This window comes from Serratia sp. 22264 (assembly GCF_052045345.1).
GTDB lineage: Bacteria > Pseudomonadota > Gammaproteobacteria > Enterobacterales > Enterobacteriaceae > Serratia > Serratia plymuthica.
This window is the reverse complement of sequence record NZ_JBQEOY010000001.1, coordinates 173,867-193,507: the sequence shown is the minus strand read 5'-3', so window position 1 is coordinate 193,507 and position 19,641 is coordinate 173,867. Positions and strand designations below refer to the sequence as shown.

Sequence of the window (19,641 nt, the reverse complement as noted above, 5' to 3'; positions counted from 1 at the left end):
TACTCTCTGCGCTGAGTAAACTGAACGCATGATTTTCAGCCGAGGAAAACCCATGAGCGAACGCAGCAAAGTCCTGACCGAAGCCGGCACACCCCGCCTGTGGCGATTGCTGATCGGCATCAGCATCGCCAGCTTTTTGGGCTGTATCGATTTCACTATCGTCAATACCACAATCCCGGCCATTCAGCGCGAGCTGGCGGCCAGCCTGAGCCGCGTGCAGTGGGTAATGGCACTGTTCGTGATGGCGCTGTGCGCCTTTATGGTCAGCGCAGGGCGGCTGGCAGATTTGTACGGGCGCCGTCGGGTGCTGTACAGCGGGATGCTGGCGTTCGCCGGCGCATCGCTGGGCGCCGGGCTGGCGGGCAGCATTGAGCTGCTCAATGTCTGGCGCTTCGTACAGGGTGCGGCCTGCGCCGTGTTGTACACCGCCACCACCTCGATTGTCGCCGATGCCTGGCCGCCGCAGCAGCGCGGTCGCGCCATCGGTATTTTACTGGCGGTGAACGGACTGGGCCTGGCGATCGGCCCGGTTGCCGGTGGCCTGTTGGTCGGCTCGCTGGGCTGGCGCTGGGTATTTCTGTTGAACGTGCCGTTGATCGCGCTGAGTTTCGCGTTCTGTCTGGGAACGGTGCGGGAGTCTCGTGCACAGCAAGGCGCACGGCTGGATATTCCCGGTCTGTTGCTGTTGATCGTCGGCGTCGCCGGGCTGTTGCTGGCCATCAGCCAGGGCGGCCAATGGGGTTGGCTGGATGCCAAGACCCTGCTGACAACCGCGTTGGCGGTGGCCGCGCTGGGCCTGTTGTTGCCGGTCGAGCACCGGGCGCATTCACCCTTGGTGCCGCTGGAATTGCTGCGAAGCCCAGCCTTACTGCGCGTCTGCCTGCTGAGCGCGCTGCTGGCCTTATTCTACTGCGCCGCTTTTTTCCTGATGCCGATCTATCTGGAAAGCACCCGCCACTACGGGGGCGTAATGCTGGGTTTATTGCTGTTGCCCACCACGGCAGTGATGGCGTTCATCTCGCCCTGGGTGGGTCGATGGGTGGATAAATCCGGCCCACGACCGGCGTTGATCTTCGGCTTTGCGGCGCTGGCCGCCTCTGCCGCGCTGCAAAGTCTGTTTACCGCCGCCAGCCCGTTGCCGCTGCTCCTCAGCGCCTTCGCTCTGATGGGGCTGGGTTGGGGTTGCATTCTCGGCCCGCTGGTGATGGCTACGCTCGGCAGCGTCAACGAAGCGCAAAGCGGCGGCGCGCTGGGCATCACCTGGACGCTGCACAACCTGGGCGGCGCGGTGGGTCTGGCACTGGCTGCATTGATTTACCCGGCCTACGGCTACCGGGCGGTGATGTTGTTACTACTGACGTTGTCACTGTTCGGATGCCTGCTTGCCGCCTGGCGTAGCCGTTAATTTCACCTTGCGTTCTCCCAGCAGGTTCATGCCCGCAGCCGCCAACAGGATAATGGCGGCGCCGGCAAACTGCAGCGCGACCAGCCGATGACCGAACGCCAGCCGGTCCACCAGCATGGCGGCGATCGGATAAATGAACGACAGCGATCCGATCAGGTTGGTCGGCAGTTTTTGGATCGCGCCGTACAGCAGCACATACATCAACCCGGTATGCAGCACGCCAAGCGTGGCCAACATGCCCCATTGCCCGGCCGTCGCCGGCACTTGGAAATCCACCAACGGCAACAGCATCACCACGCCGACCGTCACCTGAATCAGTGCAATCAGATGCGGCGGCGTGCCTTTCAGCCGTTTGGCCGCTAACGCCATCAGCGCATAGAAAAATGCCGCTCCGAGCGACAACAAAATGCCCATCAGGTAGTTGCTCTGCTCGCCCGCCTGTTTGGGCTGTGCCAGCACCACCAGCATCATGCCGACAAACGCCAAGGTCAGCCACAGCAGCTTGCGGGCGGTGAGTTTCTCGCCGAGAAACAGCGCTCCCAACGCGACCAACATAAACGGCTGAGTGTTGTACACCGCGGTGGCAATGGAAATAGACGCATAAGAATAGGCGGCAAACAGCAGCAGCCAGTTGATCACCAGCGCCACGCCACCGGCTACCGCCAGCAACAAAGTCACGCGCGTCAGGCAATCGCGCCGCAGTTGGCCCAGCGCTCCGCAGATGGCCAGCAACACCGGCGCGCCCACCGCACAGCGCCAGAACACCACATTAATCACCGGCTGGCCGGACATCAGTACGAACCAGCCAATAGTGCCGGAAATCAGCATTGCGGCGATCATCTCCAGCGAACCGCGCTTTATCTCTGCATTCATGGTTATTTCCTCAAGGTTAAGCCTATGCCCTTAGCTTGAGGTTTTTCCACACAGGTTTCCATCGCATAAAAAAGGCCAATATGCTTAACTGCCTTTTTATCGCAGGCGTAATAAACAAAATACCTAATGGAGAGCTTATGGATGATATAGATCGCCAGATCCTGACCATTCTGGCGGAGGACGCGCGAGCGTCGCTGAAAACCCTGAGCGCCAAGGCTGGGCTGTCGTCGCCCAGCACCTCAGAGCGGCTGCGGCGGCTGGAGGAAAGCGGCGTGATCCAGGGCTACACCCTGAACGTCAATCTGCAGGCGCTGGGTTACGCTTTTCAGTCGCTGGTGCGCATCAAGCCGCTGCCGGGCATGCTGAAGAAGGTCGAGCAGATGATTCAGGAGATCCCCGAAGTGATCGAGTGCGACAAGGTGACCGGCGAGGACTGTTTTATCGTGCGCCTGGTGGCGCATTCGATGGAGCAGCTCGACCAGATCCTCGACCGGCTGGCCGAGCGAGCGCAAAGCAACACCTCGATCGTCAAAACCACACCGGTGAAGCGTCGCCTGCCGCCGCTGCTGTGATTAACGCGTGCGTCGGCGGGTAAACGGGTTCTTGCGCTTTTTGTCTTTTTTCTCCGCTTCGGCGGCAGACTTGAGCGCAGCCTTGTGGGCCTTGTCCGCTTCCGGCACCTCGCGCTGTTCAATCGGAAACACCGGCAACGCCGCCAGCAGCCGCGACCCGTAGCTTTTGGTCAGCAGACGGCGATCGTAAATCACGATTTCGCCGTGGCACTCATTGCTGCGAATCAACCGGCCAACCTGTTGGATCAGGTTGAACGAAGCGCTGGGCAGGCTCTGCACTTCAAACGGATAACGTTTGAGCGATTTTAGCCACTCGCCCTCGGTGAGGATCACCGGGCTGTCGATCGGCGGGAACGCGATTTTGTGAATATGCACCTGGGTCAGCAGTTCACCTTTCAGGTCCAGCCCTTCGGCAAACGACTGCAGGCCAATCAACACGCTGGCCGTGCCCTTTTCAACCCGTTTACGGTGTTCCTCAACCAGCCGGTAGCGCGGCTGATCCCCCTGCACCAGCAGCATCAGGCGCAGATCGGTAACGTAGCTGAGGAAGGTTTGCATCGCCCGGTGGCTGCTGAACAGGATCAGCATGCCCTTGTGTTTGCCGCCGGCCTGCTCGGCGCGGAAGAAGCGCGCCATTTCTTCCAGGTGCTCCGCTTCGTTGGCCATCGCCGGTTCAAAGCGCATGTTCGGAATGACAATTTTGCCCTGTTCAACGTGATTGAACGGCGAGGACAGGGTTTCGAAGCGGTCACCGGCCTTTTCGCTCAGCCCGCTCATTTCCTGCAGGCGCGCAAAGCTGTTTAGCGACCGCAGCGTCGCCGAGGTGATCACCACGTGCGGCACTTTGCGCCACAGCAACTTTTCCAGCTGATCGCTGACGCGAATGCCGACGCAGTGCAGATACAGGTGCGTCACGTTATCGCGCAGGTCGCGCGTGACCCATTTGGAGATCGGCGCGTTGGAGGATTTGTCCAGCGCCGCCAACCGCCACAGTTTGCTCATCGCCTCCAGATAGCCCAGCGTGCGGCTCATCTGAATGATCGAACGGTGCAGGCGCACGATGTCGTGCTTGCCGGTCTGTTCAGTGAGATCGTTCAAGATGAACTCCGCCACCCCACGCAAGGCGTCGGTCAGCTTAAATAGCCTTGCACTGGTCTCCACCATTTCAACCGGCAGCTCGCCCATTTCAAACCGGTGTTCGGCGATGACGCTGTCGGTGGGCAGATAGGCACTGACCTGATGCTCGAAGATCTGGATCAGCTCACGCAACTCTTCGCAGTGATTTTTCAGCCGCTCGTCATTTGCCAGCCCCGGCGGGTTTTTCGGCCGGTATTGCGTCATGCACTGTTCGACGTGGCGCACGATCATGTCCAACTGCAGATTGGTCGACAGCGCGGTGATTTCACCGTCAATCTCCAGCGCGTCGCGCGCCACCTCCGGCAAATGATGGCCTTCGTCCAGCACCAGCAGCAGCTCTTTCGGGTTCGGCAGCACCGATTCGGTTTCCAGCGCCGCCATCACCAACGCATGGTTGGCCACCACCACGTCGGCGGTTTCAATCTCTTTGCGGGCGATATAAAACGGGCATTCGCGGATGTAATGGCAGTTGCGCCCCAGGCAGTTGGCTTTGTCGGTGCTCAGTTTGCCCCACAGCGGATCGTCGATCGACAGCTGATAATGGTCGCGCAGCCCATCCCACTCATGGCGGTTGAGCGCCTTGGTCAACTTTTGGCACAGCGCCTGCTCTTCGCCGCTGGACGGCGCCAGTTCGTCATCGAGGAACAGCGTAAGGTCACCCTGCTCGCTGACGTCGGTGCTCAGCGCCGCCAGATTGCGCGGGCAAACGTAGCGCCCACGGCCAAAGGCACCGGTGAATTTCAGATCGGGGATGATCTTTTTCAGCAGCGGCAAGTCTTTGCTGTAGATCTGATCCTGCAACGCCACGTTGGCGGTGCTGACCACCAGCGGTTTGCTCTCCGCACGGCCCACGGCGATCCCCGGGATCAAATACGACAGCGTTTTGCCGACGCCGGTCGGCGCCTCAATCGCCAGGTGGCGCGGGTAATCGCCGGCCAGCGTCTTGGCGACTTCGGCGATCATCTGCCGTTGCGGCGCACGGGAAATAAAATCCGGTATTTGTTGCTGCAGGGCTTTGTACCACTGGCCAATTTGATCTTTTACTGCGGGGGAGAGCGCCATTCAACTCTATATCTAAACGAAATGATGGCGCTATTGTCCCACAGACCGCCGGCCGAGTCAGCCCGAGTTATGGCTGGGTTTCAATCATTGAGGCACGGCCAGCACTGAACGACCACTCATCCAGTTGAGTGGTGGTGATGACGATCATCACATCTTCCGGACGCAGTTGCAGGTTCTCCTCCAGCAGCGCCGCCAGCCGTTGATAAAAACGCTGTTTGGTGGCGGTATCGCGCGGGCGGCCGATGGTGATGTAAAACAGCACATAATCCGCCGAACGCGGCCCGCCAAGGTAATCGCGGTCGTATATCAACTCGCCGGGGCGGTATTGATCGATGGCCTGAAATTTGTCGGCCGGCGGCACGTTGAAGGTGTCGACCAGCGCCTGATGCAGGCTGTCGGACAGGGTTTGCAGATATTCCGCTGATTTTCCCTGATGCAAGGCAATACGGCTGAAAGGCATAAGGTTACTCCTGTTCCAATTCACGCAGGCGCGCCACGGCGCTGGCCGCCGCCGGCCAGCCGGCATAGAACGCCAGATGGGTGATCAATTCGGCAAGCTGCTCACGGCTCACGCCGTTGCGTTGCGCCAGTTGCAAGTGAAACGGCAGTTGCTCTACGCGATTGAGCGCCACCAGCGCGGCGACGGTAATCAGGCTGCGTTCGCGCGGGCCCAGCTCCGGCCGCTGCCACACGTCGTCGAATAATACGCTGTCGCTGAGCTGCGCCAGCTTGGGGGCTATATCGCCGAACGCCTGTTGGCCGGCCTGTTGGGAAGGTTGCATCATTTTCTCCTGCTGTTTAACGGATAGCCTTAAGCTACTCGCCGTCATGGCGGGTGAAAATCGGGATTTTTGATATCAAAGGTTCACAAAAACAGGACGGTATTCACCCTAGGATCAACGCCAGCCTAACGGCAATTCTTGAGGATAGGCTGCGTGTGTGTCCTGCAACGCATAAGTCTCACGCATGTCTCCGACAGAAATCAGGAAGGGTATCGCTGTCTGTAGATCCGTCACGACACTTGTCCGGGGAAGAAATTCACACTTTTCGCAACTTTTTTAATCGTTCGATATGGAAATGAATATTTTGTCATAAATAGATCACATAACTGAGGTAAAAAATCCTCGCCGCAAACAAAGAGGCGGCACAGTGAAACTGCAGTACAACTGATGATAAGCGTCTTTCAATCGAATAAAGCAGGGTAAATCATGAAACGTAATCTTCTGGCCGTTATTATTCCGGCACTTTTAATTGCGCAGACAGCACAGGCAGCAGAAATCTACAATAAAGACGGCAACAAGCTCGATTTTTACGGCCGCGTAAAAGCACTGCACTATTTCTCTGACGATACCGGCAATGATGGCGACAAAACCTACGTGCGTATCGGTTTTAAAGGCGCGACTCAAATTAACGATATGCTGACCGGCTACGGCCAGTGGGAATATCAGATTTCGGCTAACCATGCCGAATCCGACAGTGCGAAAGACACCAAGACCCGTCTGGGCTTCGCCGGTCTGAAATACAAAGATCTCGGCTCATTCGACTACGGCCGCAACTACGGCGTTATTTATGACGTGGGCGCCTGGACCGATATGCTGCCTGAGTTCGGCGATGACGCTTACGTCAAAACCGACAACTTCATGAACGGTCGCGCCAACGGCGTGGCAACCTACCGTAACAACGATTTCTTCGGCCTGGTCGACGGCCTGAAATTCGCGGTACAGTACCAGGGCAAAAACGAAAACGATGGCCGCGCCGGCAGCAAGGCGAACGGCGACGGTTGGGGCCTGTCTTCCAGCTACGAAATCATCGACGGTCTGAGCCTGGGCGGTGCCTATGCCTCTTCCAACCGTACTGCAGGCCAAAAAGCAGGCACCTTCGGTAAAGGCGATAAAGCCGATATCTGGGCCGGCGGTCTGAAATACGACAACAACAGTGTTTACCTGGCCGCGACCTATTCGCAGAGCCATAACATCGTGCCTATTTCCGGCACCGCAACCATAAATAACAACTCCACCTCCGTTAGCGGCTTTGCCAATAAGGCGGAAGGCGTGGAATTGGTTGCGCAATATCTGTTCGACTTCGGCCTGCGCCCATCGCTGGGTTATGTTCAGTCTAAAGGGAAAAATATCGAAGGCGTCGGCGATGCCGATCTGGTGAAATATTTTGACGTTGGCGCTTACTATTATTTCAACAAGAACATGTCGACCTATATCGATTATAAAATCAACCAACTCGACGACAACAATAAGCTGGGCCTGAAAACCGACGACGTTGTCGCCGTCGCCCTGACTTACCAGTTCTGATGTGACGAATAACCACCACTGCAATCTTTAGCTTCGGCTACTTGAAAAGATTTATTTCGCCGGGCGGCTGCGCCCGGTTTTTTTCATTTGCGCTTTCTGCCCCCAGGCCCCTGCCCGATTCCCGCTCTGCATCCCGTAACCGCACGCAGAAACTTGCCTTGTAAAACAATCGGGTCTAGATGTAATACCCTACGACTTTCACGTTGCAGACCACAAGGTTGCAGCCTGAAAGATGACGGGTATCGCCTCTCTTTCCCACAGGAATAAGCCATGCACAACGATGGACGGTTCGAGTATCAAAGTGCCTTGCGCTACAGCAGCGACCAATTGGCGCAGATCCTCTGCCACTGTTTTGAAAACTACATTGTGCGTTTTGTCATTGATGGCGCCACCTTCGCCAGCCGCTTTGGCGCCGAAGACCTCAGCCTGAACGACAGCCTTATCGTCACCCACCAACAACAGCCGGTGGCACTGGCGCTGATAAGCCGCCGTGGCCTGCACAGCCGGGTAGCGGCGCTGTCCATCCGCCCGGAAATGCGCGGCAAAGGGCTGGGGAAAGCGCTGATGCGGCGTATCGTCGCCGACGCGCACAAGCGTGGCGATCGTCGGTTGTCGCTGGAGGTGATCGAAGGCAATGACGCCGCGCTGGCGCTCTACCATCAGGCTGGCCTGCGCATCGTCCGCACCCTGACCGGCCACCAGGCCGATGAGCCGACAACCGCCGACGTGGCGGTGCTGCAAGAGATTGATCCATTAACCGTCTCGCACCGCCTGACGGCCGAAGGCGCCACCGACCAACCCTGGCTGATCGCGCCGGAATCGCTTTACAAGCTGCCCGGCCAACCGCACGCCTTTACCCTTGACCGCCAGGCCTATGCGGTGGTGCAGGCCGGGGCCGAGAAGTGTTTCCTGCGCATGATCTACGTGCCGCCGCAGCACCGCGGCAAAGGGCATGCCCGGGCGCTGCTGGCTGCGTTGCAGGCACACTTTTCGCCGCTGCCGCTGGCGGCCAACGTTTACGTTCCCGACGTGGCTGCGCCCTTCTTTGACCGGCTCGGCTGGCGGCAAGACGCGTTACGCCAGTTCGAGATGGCGATGACGTTGAATACCGCACAATAACAACCCGAAAGTTATCCCTCGATGTAGGGCAGGAGAAAACATGCAGAAAATGACCCTTGGCGCGGCGATCGGCATTGCGCTATTGACGCTGACCGGCTGCGCGCAGCCGCTGAAAACCGATCTGCAGGCCCAGCAGCGGCTGGCGGACCAGTCGGTGCTGGCGCTGAACTGGTTCCAACAGTCCGGTGAATATCAGGCGTTGGCGCACCAGGCATTCAACAGCGGAAAACGCGCCTTCGATCAGGCCAGGGCCGCGCCGGGCAAGAAGAAGGCCGTGGTGGTCGATCTGGACGAAACCCTGCTGGACAATAGCCCGTATTCCGGCTGGCAGGCGCAGCAAGGCAAGCCGTTCGCCGCCGCTACCTGGGCGAAATGGTCACAGGCCGAACAGGCAGGGGCCGTGCCGGGCGCGGTGCAGTTTGCCCGTTACGTCAACAGCCACCAGGGCACGATGTTCTACGTCTCCAACCGCAAAGTGTCCGAATACGCCGCTACGGTCGCCAATATGCAAAAACTGGGCTTTACCGGCATGTCGGAAAAAACCGTGCTGCTCAGCAGCGACACGTCCAACAAGCAGGCGCGCTTTGACGCCATCAAACAGGCAGGCTATGACATCGTGGTGTACGCCGGCGACAACCTGAACGACTTCGGCGCGGCAACCTATCACCAGGATAATGCGCAACGCCGGGCCTTCGTCAGCGATAATCAAAGCAAGTTCGGCACCGAGTTTATCGTGCTGCCTAACCCGCTGTACGGCGACTGGGAAAGCGGCATGGCCCGCGATTACAACAAGCTGACGCCGGAGCAGAAGCTGCAAATCCGCCAACGGGCCATCAAGGCCTGGAACGGGCAGTAATCGCGGTTGTGGCATTGCCGCAGGGACGTTGCGCCTGCGGCATAGTCACAATGTTTTTTCTAAACACACGGCCAGCGGATTACCGCGATAACGGCCATAATTTTCACGCAGCTGATAACCCTGTGCCAGATAAAACCTCACGGCACGCTGGTTAACCCGACGAGTCTCCAGCCACAGTTGCCGATAACCCCGTTGCCGCGCCTGCCGTTCAAGCTCTCGAAGCAAACGGCCGCCGGTGCCGGCACCGGCCTCACGTATGTACATGCGCTTCACCTCGGCAATCCCCGGCGCCAACCAACGGAAGGCGCCGCAGCCCACAGCCACACCGGCCGCATTGCGTGCCAGTAAAAAACAGGCGTTTGCCGCCCGCATTTCGCTCACGTCGAACGACGCCGAACCGCTGTCACCGGTAATTTCCGCCAGCCTCGCCGACAACTCGGCCATCAGCGCCAGCGCCTCCGGGCTGTCGGCCTCGGCGGGTACAATGCTAAGCGTCACAATAATTTGTACATATAACTGGTGGCATCCAGCGCGCTGCCGTTGCTGGCGCGAGCGTACTGCGGAATGCTTCCCGCCAGCTGAAACCCCAGTTGACGATACATGCCCTCGGCCGTGTCGCCGGTCAGGGTATCCAGCACCAATAAATGCCGCTGATGCTGAATCGCCCTTTGCTGAATTTGCAGCATCAGCTCACGGGCGATGCCCTGACGGCGAGCCTGCGGATGCACCATCAATTTCACTACCTCGGCGCGGTGGCGGCCGTTGTCAGGCATGTCCAGCAGCAGTTGCACCGTGCCGACCACTCGCCCCGCTTGCCGGGCGACCAACAGGATCCTGTCTTCACGATCAATCGCCGGCAGCAGACGGCGCCAGAACGCCTGCGCCTGTTCCAGGGTGAAAGGCATCACAAAACCAATACTCGCGCCTTGCGATACACTGGCTTGCAGCATCTCGGCCAGCTCGGGAAGAGCGTTTTGTACCTCATCGGCGTTCAGTTGCTGTATCTCAATCATGATTAGGGCCTGCAGATAACAAGGGTGTAATGGGCCGGCACGGTGCCGGGCACAGCAAACCGGGAAGCGCCGAACAGCCGGTAACGCAGACAGTCGCCCGGCTCAAGCTGGAAGGTGCGGTCCTCAAGCGTCAGCTCAAGCCGGCCTTCCAACAGCCAAAGATGGTGCTCGAGCGCATGTACCGAAGGCGCGTCATAGGCGATTTCCGCCCCGGCTTCGAGCCGGCCTTCGATAAACTCCGCCTTGAACAGCGCAGCGGGCGGCGATACCGAACGGCGGTGAAAGCCGCTGGCGCGGTCGACCCACACCGGTTGCTGCTCACGGCGCAACAGCTCCGGCGGTTCATCCTCGACTTCGCTCAGCAGGCGTGACATGGTCAGCCCATACGCCGAGCACAGCTTGTTCAACAGCGAAGCGGTCGGGCTGGTTTCCGCGCGCTCCACCCGCGACAACGTCGCCCGGCTGATGCCGGTTTGCTGCGCCAACTCCTCCAGCGACCAACTCTGTCGCTGACGCAAGTCAGACAGCCGCTGCGCCAAACGGAGATCGGCGCTTTCCATTCCGTTATCCATTCTCGTGCTCCTGATGATAAATCCCATATAAGAGAAATAATCTCAAATAAGGGATTCGTCAACCGGATTTTAAAACAGGCCGCACAGGGCGATAAAAATCAGCATGCTCAGCAGCACCACCGCCAACATATTGCGCAAGAAAAACGCCAGTATCACCGCAAACAGCGCGCCCCACAGATAAGGATTATCCGGTACCGCGCGCAAGGTATCGCCGCTGAAAGCCAGGATCGGCCCGCAGATCGCCGTCAGCACCGCCGGCACGGAAAAACTCAGCAGGTGCCTGAAGCGTGGCGACAGCCGCACCGGCAGGCCCGGCGCCAGAAAACAGTAACGGTTGAAAAACACCACCAGGCCCATCAGCACTATCGTCAACCAAATCATGCGCCCCCCTTGCTGCACAGCATGCCGGCGCCCATCGCCGCGACGGTGGTGATAATCAACGCGCCCGGCACCTGAAAATAATGCAGCGCCACCGACAGCGGCAACGCAGTCGATACGCACGCCAGCACCGGCAGGTTGCGGATCATCGGTACTACGATGGCGATAAACGTGGCGGCAATGGAGAAATCCAGGCCATAACGGTCCAGATCCTCGGCGCTGCCGGCGGCCAGCACGCCCAACAGCGTGAAAAAAATCCAGCTCAGGTAAAAGGTCAGCCCGGCACCCAGCGCGTACCAACGGTTAAAGCGCGCCGGCGCCTGGTTGCCGGTGAGGGCAAACAGCTCATCGGTCAACAGGAACCCCAACAGCAAACGCCAGCGCAAGGGGAGCGGCGCTACGCTTTCCCGCAGCCGCAGGCCATACAGAAAATGTTGGGCGGTGACAAAAAAGGTCGAGACCAAAATGGCCAGCAACCCCGCTCCGCCTTTGATCATGCCCATCGCCACCAGTTGCGAGGCGCCGGCAAAGACAATGGCCGACATGCCCAGCCCCTGCGCCGCCGTCAGGCCGCTCTGGATGGCCATCGACCCCGCCAGGATGCCCCAGGGCAATACCGCCAAACACAGCGGCAGGATCGCCGCCGCCCCTTGCAGCGCCGGGCGCAGCCGGGACATCGGCGGCTCGGTGAGGATTGATAAGTGCGTCATGCTGTTCTCCTTCGTTTGAAGGCACAGCCTAGGGCAGGATGCTTCCGGGGTATTGCACAGGATTGCGCGGCTATTTCAGCGATTTAACATAGTCGCCGGGCGTGATGCCCATCGATTTGCGGAAATGGCGGTGGAAATGGCTTTGATCGTGAAAACCGCTGCTCAGCGCACTGTCCAGCACGCCATGGCCGGCCTTCAGCATGTGGCGCGCCTTGCGCAGCCGGGCCTGGATCTGGTAAGCATGCGGCGGCAAACCGGTGGCCAATTGAAACTGACGCAGCAGATAGTAAGGGCTGAGCGCCACCCGTTCCGCCAGCTCCAGCAACGAAACGTCTGCCTCGGGGAAATCATCCAGAAAAGCCTTTACCTGCGTGACCTGACGCTGCGCCTTACTCTGCGGCGCGGCTTCGATGCGGCTTTTGCCGTGCCGCAGCATCAGCCAGGTGAGCGCAGAAAACACCATGGTTTCTTTCAGCAGACGGTTTTCATCGCTGCGCAGCAGGCTGAACGCCAGCCGCAGTTGGCCGGCAAGACCGACATCGTGAATCACCGGACGGGGGAAATAAGGCGTTGCCCCGGCGCCGGTTTTCAAATCTCGCGAGAGAAACGCCAGCAGTTCCGGGGTGGGATACATCGCCTGATAGGACCAGCCGTCTTCGCTGGCGGCGCTGCCGGTATGGATATCGTCGGCGTTGACCAGAATGATGCTGCCCAGCGGCGCCACGTGCTCGCCGCCGGTCCGGTAAAAACGCTGGGCGCCGTCGTCGATCACCCCTACGCAGAAGCCTTCGTGGCTGTGGCGCGAGAAAGTCTGTCGGCGATAGGTAGCCTGCAGCACCCCCAACCCGCCGAGTTCGTCGACGTGCATGAAGCTGGCCTGCTCCCGACGAGCGTTACGCCCTGCGCTTTCCACCATAATATCCGCCTCCGCTGAATGAAGTTTATTCTATCATTCAGTGGACGGATGGTTTTGTACAAAATTGCCCGTCTCGTCGGCCGGCGGCGCGATGGCCGCACAGCGCCAGGCGCTGAACATCGCCAGCAATGGCGCCAGGGCAAACAACAGGAACAGCCAGCGTGCGGCATTGGCCGCCCCCACCGCCCCGCCCGGCTCATTGAGCCCGGCCAGATTCGCGATCATCCCGGCCAGCGCCGCGCCAAAGGCGGTGGCAAACAGTTGCACCGTGGTGATGGATGCGCCGGCGATATCCTTATCCGCTTCAGGGGCGACCTGCAGGATACGCGTCAACAGATGCGGCCAGCCGAAACCTATGCCGAATCCCACCAGCGTCAGCGCGATAACGATCGGCGTCAGCGCCAGCCAGTGGCCGCCGGAAGAGGTCGGCATCAAAATACCCAGCGCCAGCAGCCCCACCAGCACGAACAGCGGCCCGCTGATGATCGCCCGGCGGATGCCCGCGCTGCGCCAGCCGGAACTGAGGATCTCCGACAGCGTCCACCCCGCCGCCATGGTGGCCGCAATGTAGCCGGAGATCAGCGGCGATTGACCATGCAGGGTTTGCAGGAAGTAAGGCACGAAGATTTCGCTGGTCATGCCTACCACCAACAGGGAGACGGTGATATACAGCGAGGCCAGTTGGGAGCCGCGACGCAGAGCGCCATGCGGCAACAGCCGTGCGCGAGAGTGCGCTTCGCGCTGTATCAGCCAGGCCATCAACAGCAGCGCCAAAGCAATGCCGCCCAGATTGATCCACGCGCTGTCCGCCAGGCTACCGGCAGATACCACCAGCACCGCCGTCGCCAACAGCAGCAACTGAGCCACCGGCAACGGCGCCGCCTGTTGCTGCGGTTTACCCTTGGGCAGGATCAGGAAAGTGAAACCGGCGTACAGCACCATGATCGGCAACAGGATGCCGAATGCCCAGCGCCAGGCGTTCAGTTCAGCAAAAATCCCGCCCACCGCCGGCCCCACCAGCGTCGCAATGCCCCACATCGCCGACACCAATGCCATCGCGCGCGGCCACAGCTTTTGCTCAAAGACCAGATTGATCATGGCGTAGGACAGCGCAAAGATCAGACCGCCGCCAAACCCCTGCACCGTTCGGCCGATCAGCATCACCGGCATCGACGGTGCCAGCGCGCACAACATGGCTCCGGCGATAAAAAATAGCGACGCCACCAGATAGGCGCTGCGTGCGCCATAGCCGCTGAGCAACCGCGCGGATAACGCAGAGCCGAGAATGGACGCCACCACAAACAGCGTGGTGTTCCAGGCATAGAGATTCAGGCCGCCGATATCCTGCACCACCGAGGGCAAAATGGTGGTGGCGACCAGAATATTGATGGCGTGCAACGCTACGCCGAGTGAGAGCGCAATCGCGCTGGCGCCATTTTTGCCGGAGAAAAGATCGCTCCAGCGACTATCATCGTTAGTTATCACGGTTGTCGTCCTGTTTTCAGAGTAATGGCATTGAGTTGCGGATGATATTGCGTTAAATTTAACAAGTATTAACTTGGAATAATGGTAGGGCGAGGCGGAGAAATATGTCAAGAATAAACTTGGAAAATAGCGGTAACACCGCACAGTCGGTCAGTGACCGTTTGCTGACGCTATTGAAAACCCGCGGCCCACAGCAAGCGTCTGATGCAGGAAAAGTCCTTGGCACCACCGGTGAAGCCGCACGCCAGCAGTTCGTCAAGCTGGCGAAAGAGGGCTTGGTTGAAGCGGTGGCGGAAACGCGCGGCGTCGGCCGCCCGGTGCAACTGTGGCACCTGACCGTCGCCGGCAATGCGCGTTTTCCGGATACCCATTCCGAATTGACGGTGCAACTGCTGCGCACCGTGCGCGACAAACTGGGCGAACAGGCGATTGACTTGCTGATCGACACCCGTGAACAGGAAACGCGCATTAACTACAAACAGGCGATGATCGGCGCGACCGATTTGCAAGAGCGCGTCGCGCGCCTGACGGCCATCCGCACCCGTGAAGGCTACATGGCCGAATGGCGCACCCAGGAAGACGGCTCCTTTCTGTTGGTGGAAAATCACTGCCCGATTTGCGCTGCCGCCACCGTCTGCCAGGGATTCTGCCGTGCTGAACTGAGCATTTTCACCGAGGTGTTGCAGGCGCAGGTTGAGCGATCCGAGCATATCCTGGCCGGCGCGCGCCGTTGCGCTTATCGCATCTCTCGGCAGTAAGCAGGCACTCACCTATGCAATGGGCAAACCTGCAATGAAACCGCACGCCGGATTCTGGCTGGCGACGCTGGGGATCAACGCCGCTTGGCTGTTGGCGATCCTGGGCCGTGATCGGGTCAATGCCGTACTGCTGGCCGGCGCGGTGCTGGCGCTCATCTTTACACCGGCGCACCGGCGGCGATGGGCGCTGTTGACCGCCCTGACCGGTATCCTGATGGACAGCCTGTGGAACTACGCCGGCGTGCTGCATTTCAGCGGCCACAACCTGTTGCCGTTATGGATGGTTGCCCTGTGGCTGGCCTTTGGCTGCTGGTGGTTTTGGCTGCTGGATCTGATCAAAGCCGCCCCTTTGCCGCTGGCGGTCCTGGGTTCCATCGCCGGGCCGCTGGCGGGCATCATCGGCTGGAAGTTGGGTGCAATACAGCCGGGCACCGCGCCGGAAATCATGCTGTTGCTGCTCTCTGTCGGCTGGGCCGTCTTTCTGCCCGTCGTAAGTTGGCCGCGTCTGAACAAGCCAGCCCCGTAACCGCGCGGGTTGCCTGCCATTCGGCGGAATATCGCTTTTTCACTGGCCCTTTCTCCATCAAAAAACTACTGAAAAGCGTTGCTTATCCTCCACCCGATCGGGTTTACTGAGTCCTCTAATAATAACCTTCCCTGCAGAATAAAAACCCATGCTTAGCCAAAATAGCCGTAACGTCCTGCCGTTAATCGGGGCGCTGTTCACGTTATATATTGTTTGGGGGTCGACCTACTTCGTGATTCGTCTGGGCGTAGAGAGCTGGCCGCCGTTGATGATGGCCGGTATCCGCTTTCTGGTCGCCGGGATCGTGCTGTTCAGTTTTCTGGCGCTGCGCGGCCATGCCCTGCCAACGCCAAAGCAGTGGCTGGCCGCCGGCACCATCGGCATTTTGCTGTTGGCGGTGGGCAACGGCCTGGTAACCGTGGCGGAGCATCAGAACGTGCCTTCCGGCATTGCCGCGGTGATGGTGGCGACGGTACCGCTGTTTACCCTGTGTTTCAGCCTGCTGTGGGGCATGCGCAATACCAAACTGGAATGGGCGGGCATTGCGCTGGGCCTGGTGGGGATCGTGCTGCTGAATACAGGCAATAACCTGGTCGGCAACCCGACCGGCGCGTTGCTCATCTTACTGGCCTCCGCCAGTTGGGCGTTTGGATCGGTGCTGGGGTCACGCATCTCGCTCCCCGCCGGGCCGATGGCCGGTGCGGCGGAAATGCTGGTCGCCGGCGTAGTGTTGCTGGCGGTCAGCCAATTGAGCGGCGAACGCCTCACGCAGTTGCCCAGCGCCAAAGGCTTCTTCGCGCTGGGTTACCTGATCGTCTTCGGTTCCATGCTGGCGATCAGCGCCTACATGTTTTTGCTGAAAAACGTGCGCCCGGCGGTGGCGACCAGCTATGCCTACGTTAACCCGGTGGTGGCCGTGTTGCTCGGTATCGGTTTCGCCGGCGAGACGCTGGCACCGCGTGAATGGGCCGCGCTGGTGATTATCGTTGCGGCGGTGGTGCTGGTGACGCTGGGAAAATACCTGTTCACCCGCCCGGCGGGCCGTATAAACAGAAAATAGCCTGACCCGGGGCGAAGATATTCGCCCCTATGCCGCCGTCAACAATGCGGCGGCTGGGAAGCCCACGGGTATAAAAATGCGTCTTGTTTCACCCGACAAAGGGTCTATAATTCCCGCTGTTCCAAACAACCTGCGAAATTATTCCTATGCTGAAAAAAGCCTTTATCATCGTTATCGCCCTGGCCGCCTTTGGTTCGTTGGGTGGCGTATTCCTGGCCGGGCTGAATATGTACACCCGTTCCACCACGCCGCTCGAAGAGAGCACCACCACCAGCGATGCCGCCGTCAGCACGGCTCCGGCAGACAGCATTCAGGCCAAGTGATGGTCCATCCAGCCCTGGCAACGTTGCTGTAAAAAGCGTTGCAACAGCCTGACGCGCTCCGACACCTGCGAACGGTGCGGACACACCAAGCTGATGGGCACCGCGTCGCTTTGCCATTCCGGCAATAGCTGCACCAAACGCCCCGCGTGAATATCCGCCACCACATCGATAGCCGATTTACGGACAATACCGTGCCCGGCCAGCGCCCAACGCCGCGCCACCTCGCCGTCGTCGGTAAAATAATGGCCGTTCAACGGCACTTCAATGCACTCATCCCCACGCCACAAGCGCCATTCGGCCTGCCTGCGCCCGCTGGGCTGATAAATCAAAATGCCGTATTGCGCCAGTTCCGCCGGCGTCTGCGGCGCGCCATACCGTTGCAGGTAAGCCGGGCTGGCGCAGATTAAGCGCCGGTGCTGCGGCAGAATGGGCAGCGCCACCAGCGAAGAATCCGCCAGTTGGCCAAAGCGCAGCGCAATGTCTACCGGCTCGCGAAACAGATCGGCCTGGCGGTCGTTAATCAGCAATTGCAGTTGAATATGCGGGTGCTGCAGCTTGAATTCGTCCAGCCAACCCAACAACAGGTTACGGCCAAAATCCGACGGCGCAGAAATTTGCAGCACGCCGGAAAGCCCCTGGTGTTTCTCGCGTATCGCCTGCTCCCCTTCCGTCAACGCGCCTAACGCCAGCCGGGCGCTATCAAGATAACGCCGCCCCTCCTCCGTCAAGCGCAGGCTGCGGGTGGAGCGCACCAACAGCCGAACCCCCAGCCGCTGCTCCAGCCTTTTAACCGCAATGCTGGCCGCCGCCGGGGTGATATCCAGCGCGCGCGCCGCCTCTGAAAAACTGCCGCCGTCCACCGTACGAACGAACACGTCGAGATCGATAAAGGATGTCATGGGGATCCTGGCGCCACGCCTATTATTAAAAATAATTTATAAGTGTTTGCCATTTAGGCTGATTGTTCGCGGATTTTCAATGCCTGATGATAGATAACATCGACATTCATGGCAATCGAGGCACTATCATGACCCTCTCTTCTTCTTCCCTGAACCGGCAAAAGCTGGTGATTATCGGCGGTAACAGCGGTATCGGCGCGGCGGTGGCTTACGCCGCCGTGGCAAACGGCGCCAGCGTAGTGCTGGCCTCACGCCGCGCCGGGTGCATGCAACACTATCAGCCCGCCGACGGCGGCAACCTGCGGGTAATGCAGGCGGACGTCACCGACGAAAATTCGCTGCGCGCGCTGTTCGCCGAGGTCGGCGAGTTCGATCATCTGGTGTTCACCGCCGGGCCGGCAGTTCAGGCCAAACTGCTGGCGGATACGGATTTTGACGAGGCGCAGGCCAATTTCGACGTCAAACTGTGGGGCGCATTGCGTGCCATTCAGGCCGCGTTGCCTACCTTGTCACCGAAAGGCTCCATCACCCTGACCTCCGGCCAGCTGTCGCGCAAATACCTCAGCGGGCAGTTGATTAAAACCGGCATCAATGCGGCGCTGGAGGCGATTGGCAAACAGTTGGCGAAAGAGCTGGCACCGCGTCGGGTCAACGTGGTCAGCCCCGGCGTTACCGTCACCGAAGCCTACGATGCCCTTGGCGCCGAACAGCGTCAGGCGATGTTCGCCAAAATCGGCGCCGGGCTGCCGGTCGGGCGCGTCGGCCAGGCGGCGGACGTGGCGGCAGGGTATCTGCTGGCAATGGAAAACGGCTTTATCACCGGCAGCGTGATTGACATCGACGGCGGCGGCCTGTTGTAAGTTTGGCAAGCGCCGCCTGGGGGAAGCTTACAACGCCGTCACCCCCAGCGCGGTGGCCTGTTGTTCCAGTGCGGTGATTTTTTGGTACGCCGAACGGGGGACCAGCGTGAAATCGCCGATCAGCAGGCTGTCGCTCACCGCTTCCCCCACCATCGCCTTCGCTCCGGCGCGCAATATTTCCAGCTGTTCCGGCGGCGTATGCGCTGAGGTAATCAGCGGCAATCCTGGAACGACGGCCGTCCGACCAATAATTTTCACCCCCGCCAGCGCCTGCGGTTGCGCCCGCTTGAGCAATTCCAGGCTGACGCAATCAATGGCCGCAATGTCCGCTTCGCGGTTTTGGATTAGCCTGAGCGATTGATAATGCGCACCGGAGGCAATGGCGGCGCGGAAGAATTTTCCGTCTTGCGCCAGAGGCGCGATCAGGGCGCGCAGGCTGTTATGGCCAGACTGCGAATCGGTGCTGTTATAGGCCGCTACCCGGCCGCGAAAATCCGCCAGGCTTTCGCCCGGCTCATCATCGCGGACCACCAACCAGCTGCTGTACTCCGGCCCCTCGCAACCCTCGACGCGATAGTGATAAGTGCCGACCAGTTGTACCTGCGGCAGGCTGCTGACCAGCGGATAACCGCAGGTCTGGCTGAGCAAGACATCGTCCTGCTGCCAGTGCCGCGCCAAATCCTGCGGCCAACTCAGTTGCGGCGGCAGATCCGCCAGCCCCAAATCTTGAAGTTTTTCGCGCAGCACCTGCCAAAAGGCCTCGGCCGGTTGATGCGTAACGCCGTACATCGGCAAAGATACCTGCTTCATG

General features: G+C 59.8%; 23 protein-coding genes. 10 read left to right on the top strand and 13 right to left on the bottom strand.

The features are described from left to right. Positions 1–52 precede the first annotated feature (52 nt). A complete protein-coding gene (locus ACTJJ1_RS01000; protein WP_440832032.1) occupies positions 53–1,405 on the top strand; it encodes a DHA2 family efflux MFS transporter permease subunit in 1,353 nt (450 codons plus the stop codon). Here ACTJJ1_RS01000 and ACTJJ1_RS00995 read toward each other — a convergent pair. Beyond that, on the bottom strand, positions 1,364–2,278 hold the full coding sequence (locus ACTJJ1_RS00995) for a DMT family transporter (RefSeq protein WP_440832030.1): 915 nt from the start codon (positions 2,276–2,278) through the stop codon (positions 1,364–1,366). The two genes, ACTJJ1_RS01000 and ACTJJ1_RS00995, sit on opposite strands and share 42 nt — an antisense overlap. Before the next feature lie 137 nt (positions 2,279–2,415). Here ACTJJ1_RS00995 and ACTJJ1_RS00990 point away from each other — a divergent pair, with 137 nt between their 5' ends. Then, entirely contained in the window at positions 2,416–2,850 is a 435-nt protein-coding gene (locus ACTJJ1_RS00990; RefSeq protein ID WP_122289901.1) for an Lrp/AsnC family transcriptional regulator, read from the top strand. Here the strand turns inward: ACTJJ1_RS00990 and dinG are convergent, their stop codons facing one another. From dinG to ACTJJ1_RS00975, 3 genes are all read right to left on the bottom strand, one after another. Next, positions 2,851–5,049 (bottom strand): ATP-dependent DNA helicase DinG, encoded by a 2,199-nt coding sequence (gene dinG, locus ACTJJ1_RS00985; RefSeq protein WP_004942197.1) that lies wholly within the window; start codon positions 5,047–5,049, stop codon positions 2,851–2,853. A gap of 67 nt (positions 5,050–5,116) precedes the next feature. Next, a complete protein-coding gene (locus ACTJJ1_RS00980; protein WP_004942196.1) occupies positions 5,117–5,509 on the bottom strand; it encodes a tautomerase family protein in 393 nt (130 codons plus the stop codon). A 4-nt stretch (positions 5,510–5,513) separates the two neighbouring features. Further along, positions 5,514–5,831, bottom strand: coding sequence for a carboxymuconolactone decarboxylase family protein (locus ACTJJ1_RS00975; RefSeq protein WP_004942194.1), 318 nt, complete (start codon positions 5,829–5,831; stop codon positions 5,514–5,516). Positions 5,832–6,257: 426 nt separating this feature from the next. Between ACTJJ1_RS00975 and ompC the strand changes: the two genes are divergently transcribed. From ompC to ACTJJ1_RS00960, 3 genes are all read left to right on the top strand, one after another. Beyond that, the gene (gene ompC, locus ACTJJ1_RS00970; RefSeq protein WP_004942192.1) at positions 6,258–7,355 is read left to right on the top strand and encodes a porin OmpC; all 1,098 of its coding nucleotides are present in this window, start codon (positions 6,258–6,260) and stop codon (positions 7,353–7,355) included. Between the two features lie 270 nt (positions 7,356–7,625). Beyond that, complete coding sequence (locus ACTJJ1_RS00965; RefSeq protein ID WP_004942190.1) at positions 7,626–8,474, top strand: GNAT family N-acetyltransferase; 849 nt, start codon at positions 7,626–7,628, stop codon at positions 8,472–8,474. Between the two features lie 40 nt (positions 8,475–8,514). After that, positions 8,515–9,330 carry a 5'-nucleotidase, lipoprotein e(P4) family gene (locus ACTJJ1_RS00960; protein WP_440832026.1) on the top strand — a complete coding sequence of 272 codons (816 nt, stop codon included), beginning with the start codon at positions 8,515–8,517 and terminating at the stop codon, positions 9,328–9,330. A gap of 45 nt (positions 9,331–9,375) precedes the next feature. Here ACTJJ1_RS00960 and ACTJJ1_RS00955 read toward each other — a convergent pair whose 3' ends face one another. The 7 genes from ACTJJ1_RS00955 to ACTJJ1_RS00925 form a co-directional block, all read right to left on the bottom strand. Next, positions 9,376–9,828, bottom strand: coding sequence for a GNAT family N-acetyltransferase (locus ACTJJ1_RS00955; RefSeq protein WP_440832024.1), 453 nt, complete (start codon positions 9,826–9,828; stop codon positions 9,376–9,378). Continuing rightward, entirely contained in the window at positions 9,825–10,343 is a 519-nt protein-coding gene (locus tag ACTJJ1_RS00950; RefSeq protein WP_004942183.1) for a GNAT family N-acetyltransferase, read from the bottom strand. The genes ACTJJ1_RS00955 and ACTJJ1_RS00950 overlap by 4 nt, the downstream gene beginning before the upstream one ends. A 2-nt stretch (positions 10,344–10,345) precedes the next feature. Beyond that, complete coding sequence (locus ACTJJ1_RS00945; protein WP_004942181.1) at positions 10,346–10,915, bottom strand: helix-turn-helix domain-containing protein; 570 nt, start codon at positions 10,913–10,915, stop codon at positions 10,346–10,348. A 69-nt stretch (positions 10,916–10,984) separates the two neighbouring features. After that, positions 10,985–11,296, bottom strand: coding sequence for an AzlD domain-containing protein (locus tag ACTJJ1_RS00940; protein WP_004942179.1), 312 nt, complete (start codon positions 11,294–11,296; stop codon positions 10,985–10,987). Continuing rightward, positions 11,293–12,003, bottom strand: coding sequence for an AzlC family ABC transporter permease (locus ACTJJ1_RS00935; protein ID WP_004942177.1), 711 nt, complete (start codon positions 12,001–12,003; stop codon positions 11,293–11,295). Before ACTJJ1_RS00935 ends, ACTJJ1_RS00940 begins: the two co-directional genes overlap by 4 nt. Before the next feature lie 70 nt (positions 12,004–12,073). After that, positions 12,074–12,919 carry an AraC family ligand binding domain-containing protein gene (locus tag ACTJJ1_RS00930; protein ID WP_421415836.1) on the bottom strand — a complete coding sequence of 282 codons (846 nt, stop codon included), beginning with the start codon at positions 12,917–12,919 and terminating at the stop codon, positions 12,074–12,076. Positions 12,920–12,952: 33 nt separating this feature from the next. Beyond that, a complete protein-coding gene (locus tag ACTJJ1_RS00925) occupies positions 12,953–14,404 on the bottom strand; it encodes an MFS transporter (protein WP_004942173.1) in 1,452 nt (483 codons plus the stop codon). Positions 14,405–14,508: 104 nt separating this feature from the next. On the opposite strand from ACTJJ1_RS00925, the gene ACTJJ1_RS00920 reads away from it, so the two are divergent. The 4 genes from ACTJJ1_RS00920 to ACTJJ1_RS00905 all read left to right on the top strand — a co-directional run bounded on the left by ACTJJ1_RS00920 (position 14,509) and on the right by ACTJJ1_RS00905 (position 17,071). Continuing rightward, the gene (locus ACTJJ1_RS00920) at positions 14,509–15,162 is read left to right on the top strand and encodes a helix-turn-helix transcriptional regulator (RefSeq protein WP_004942172.1); all 654 of its coding nucleotides are present in this window, start codon (positions 14,509–14,511) and stop codon (positions 15,160–15,162) included. Positions 15,163–15,196: 34 nt separating this feature from the next. Further along, positions 15,197–15,688, top strand: a complete 492-nt coding sequence (locus ACTJJ1_RS00915; RefSeq protein WP_004942170.1) for a DUF2878 domain-containing protein — start codon at positions 15,197–15,199, stop codon at positions 15,686–15,688. Positions 15,689–15,836: 148 nt separating this feature from the next. Then, positions 15,837–16,748 (top strand): drug/metabolite exporter YedA, encoded by a 912-nt coding sequence (yedA, locus tag ACTJJ1_RS00910; protein WP_409443332.1) that lies wholly within the window; start codon positions 15,837–15,839, stop codon positions 16,746–16,748. A gap of 146 nt (positions 16,749–16,894) precedes the next feature. After that, entirely contained in the window at positions 16,895–17,071 is a 177-nt protein-coding gene (locus ACTJJ1_RS00905; RefSeq protein ID WP_006324305.1) for a hypothetical protein, read from the top strand. Here the strand turns inward: ACTJJ1_RS00905 and ACTJJ1_RS00900 are convergent. Then, positions 17,059–17,970 (bottom strand): LysR family transcriptional regulator, encoded by a 912-nt coding sequence (locus tag ACTJJ1_RS00900; RefSeq protein WP_440832019.1) that lies wholly within the window; start codon positions 17,968–17,970, stop codon positions 17,059–17,061. The two genes, ACTJJ1_RS00905 and ACTJJ1_RS00900, sit on opposite strands and share 13 nt — an antisense overlap. A 128-nt stretch (positions 17,971–18,098) precedes the next feature. On the opposite strand from ACTJJ1_RS00900, the gene ACTJJ1_RS00895 reads away from it, so the two are divergent. Further along, positions 18,099–18,830 carry an SDR family oxidoreductase gene (locus ACTJJ1_RS00895; RefSeq protein ID WP_440832017.1) on the top strand — a complete coding sequence of 244 codons (732 nt, stop codon included), beginning with the start codon at positions 18,099–18,101 and terminating at the stop codon, positions 18,828–18,830. 27 nt (positions 18,831–18,857) lie between these two features. Here ACTJJ1_RS00895 and ACTJJ1_RS00890 read toward each other — a convergent pair whose 3' ends face one another. Beyond that, positions 18,858–19,640: a phosphate/phosphite/phosphonate ABC transporter substrate-binding protein gene (locus tag ACTJJ1_RS00890; RefSeq protein WP_110605884.1), complete on the bottom strand. Its 783-nt coding sequence runs from the start codon at positions 19,638–19,640 to the stop codon at positions 18,858–18,860. Position 19,641: the final 1 nt, after the last annotated feature.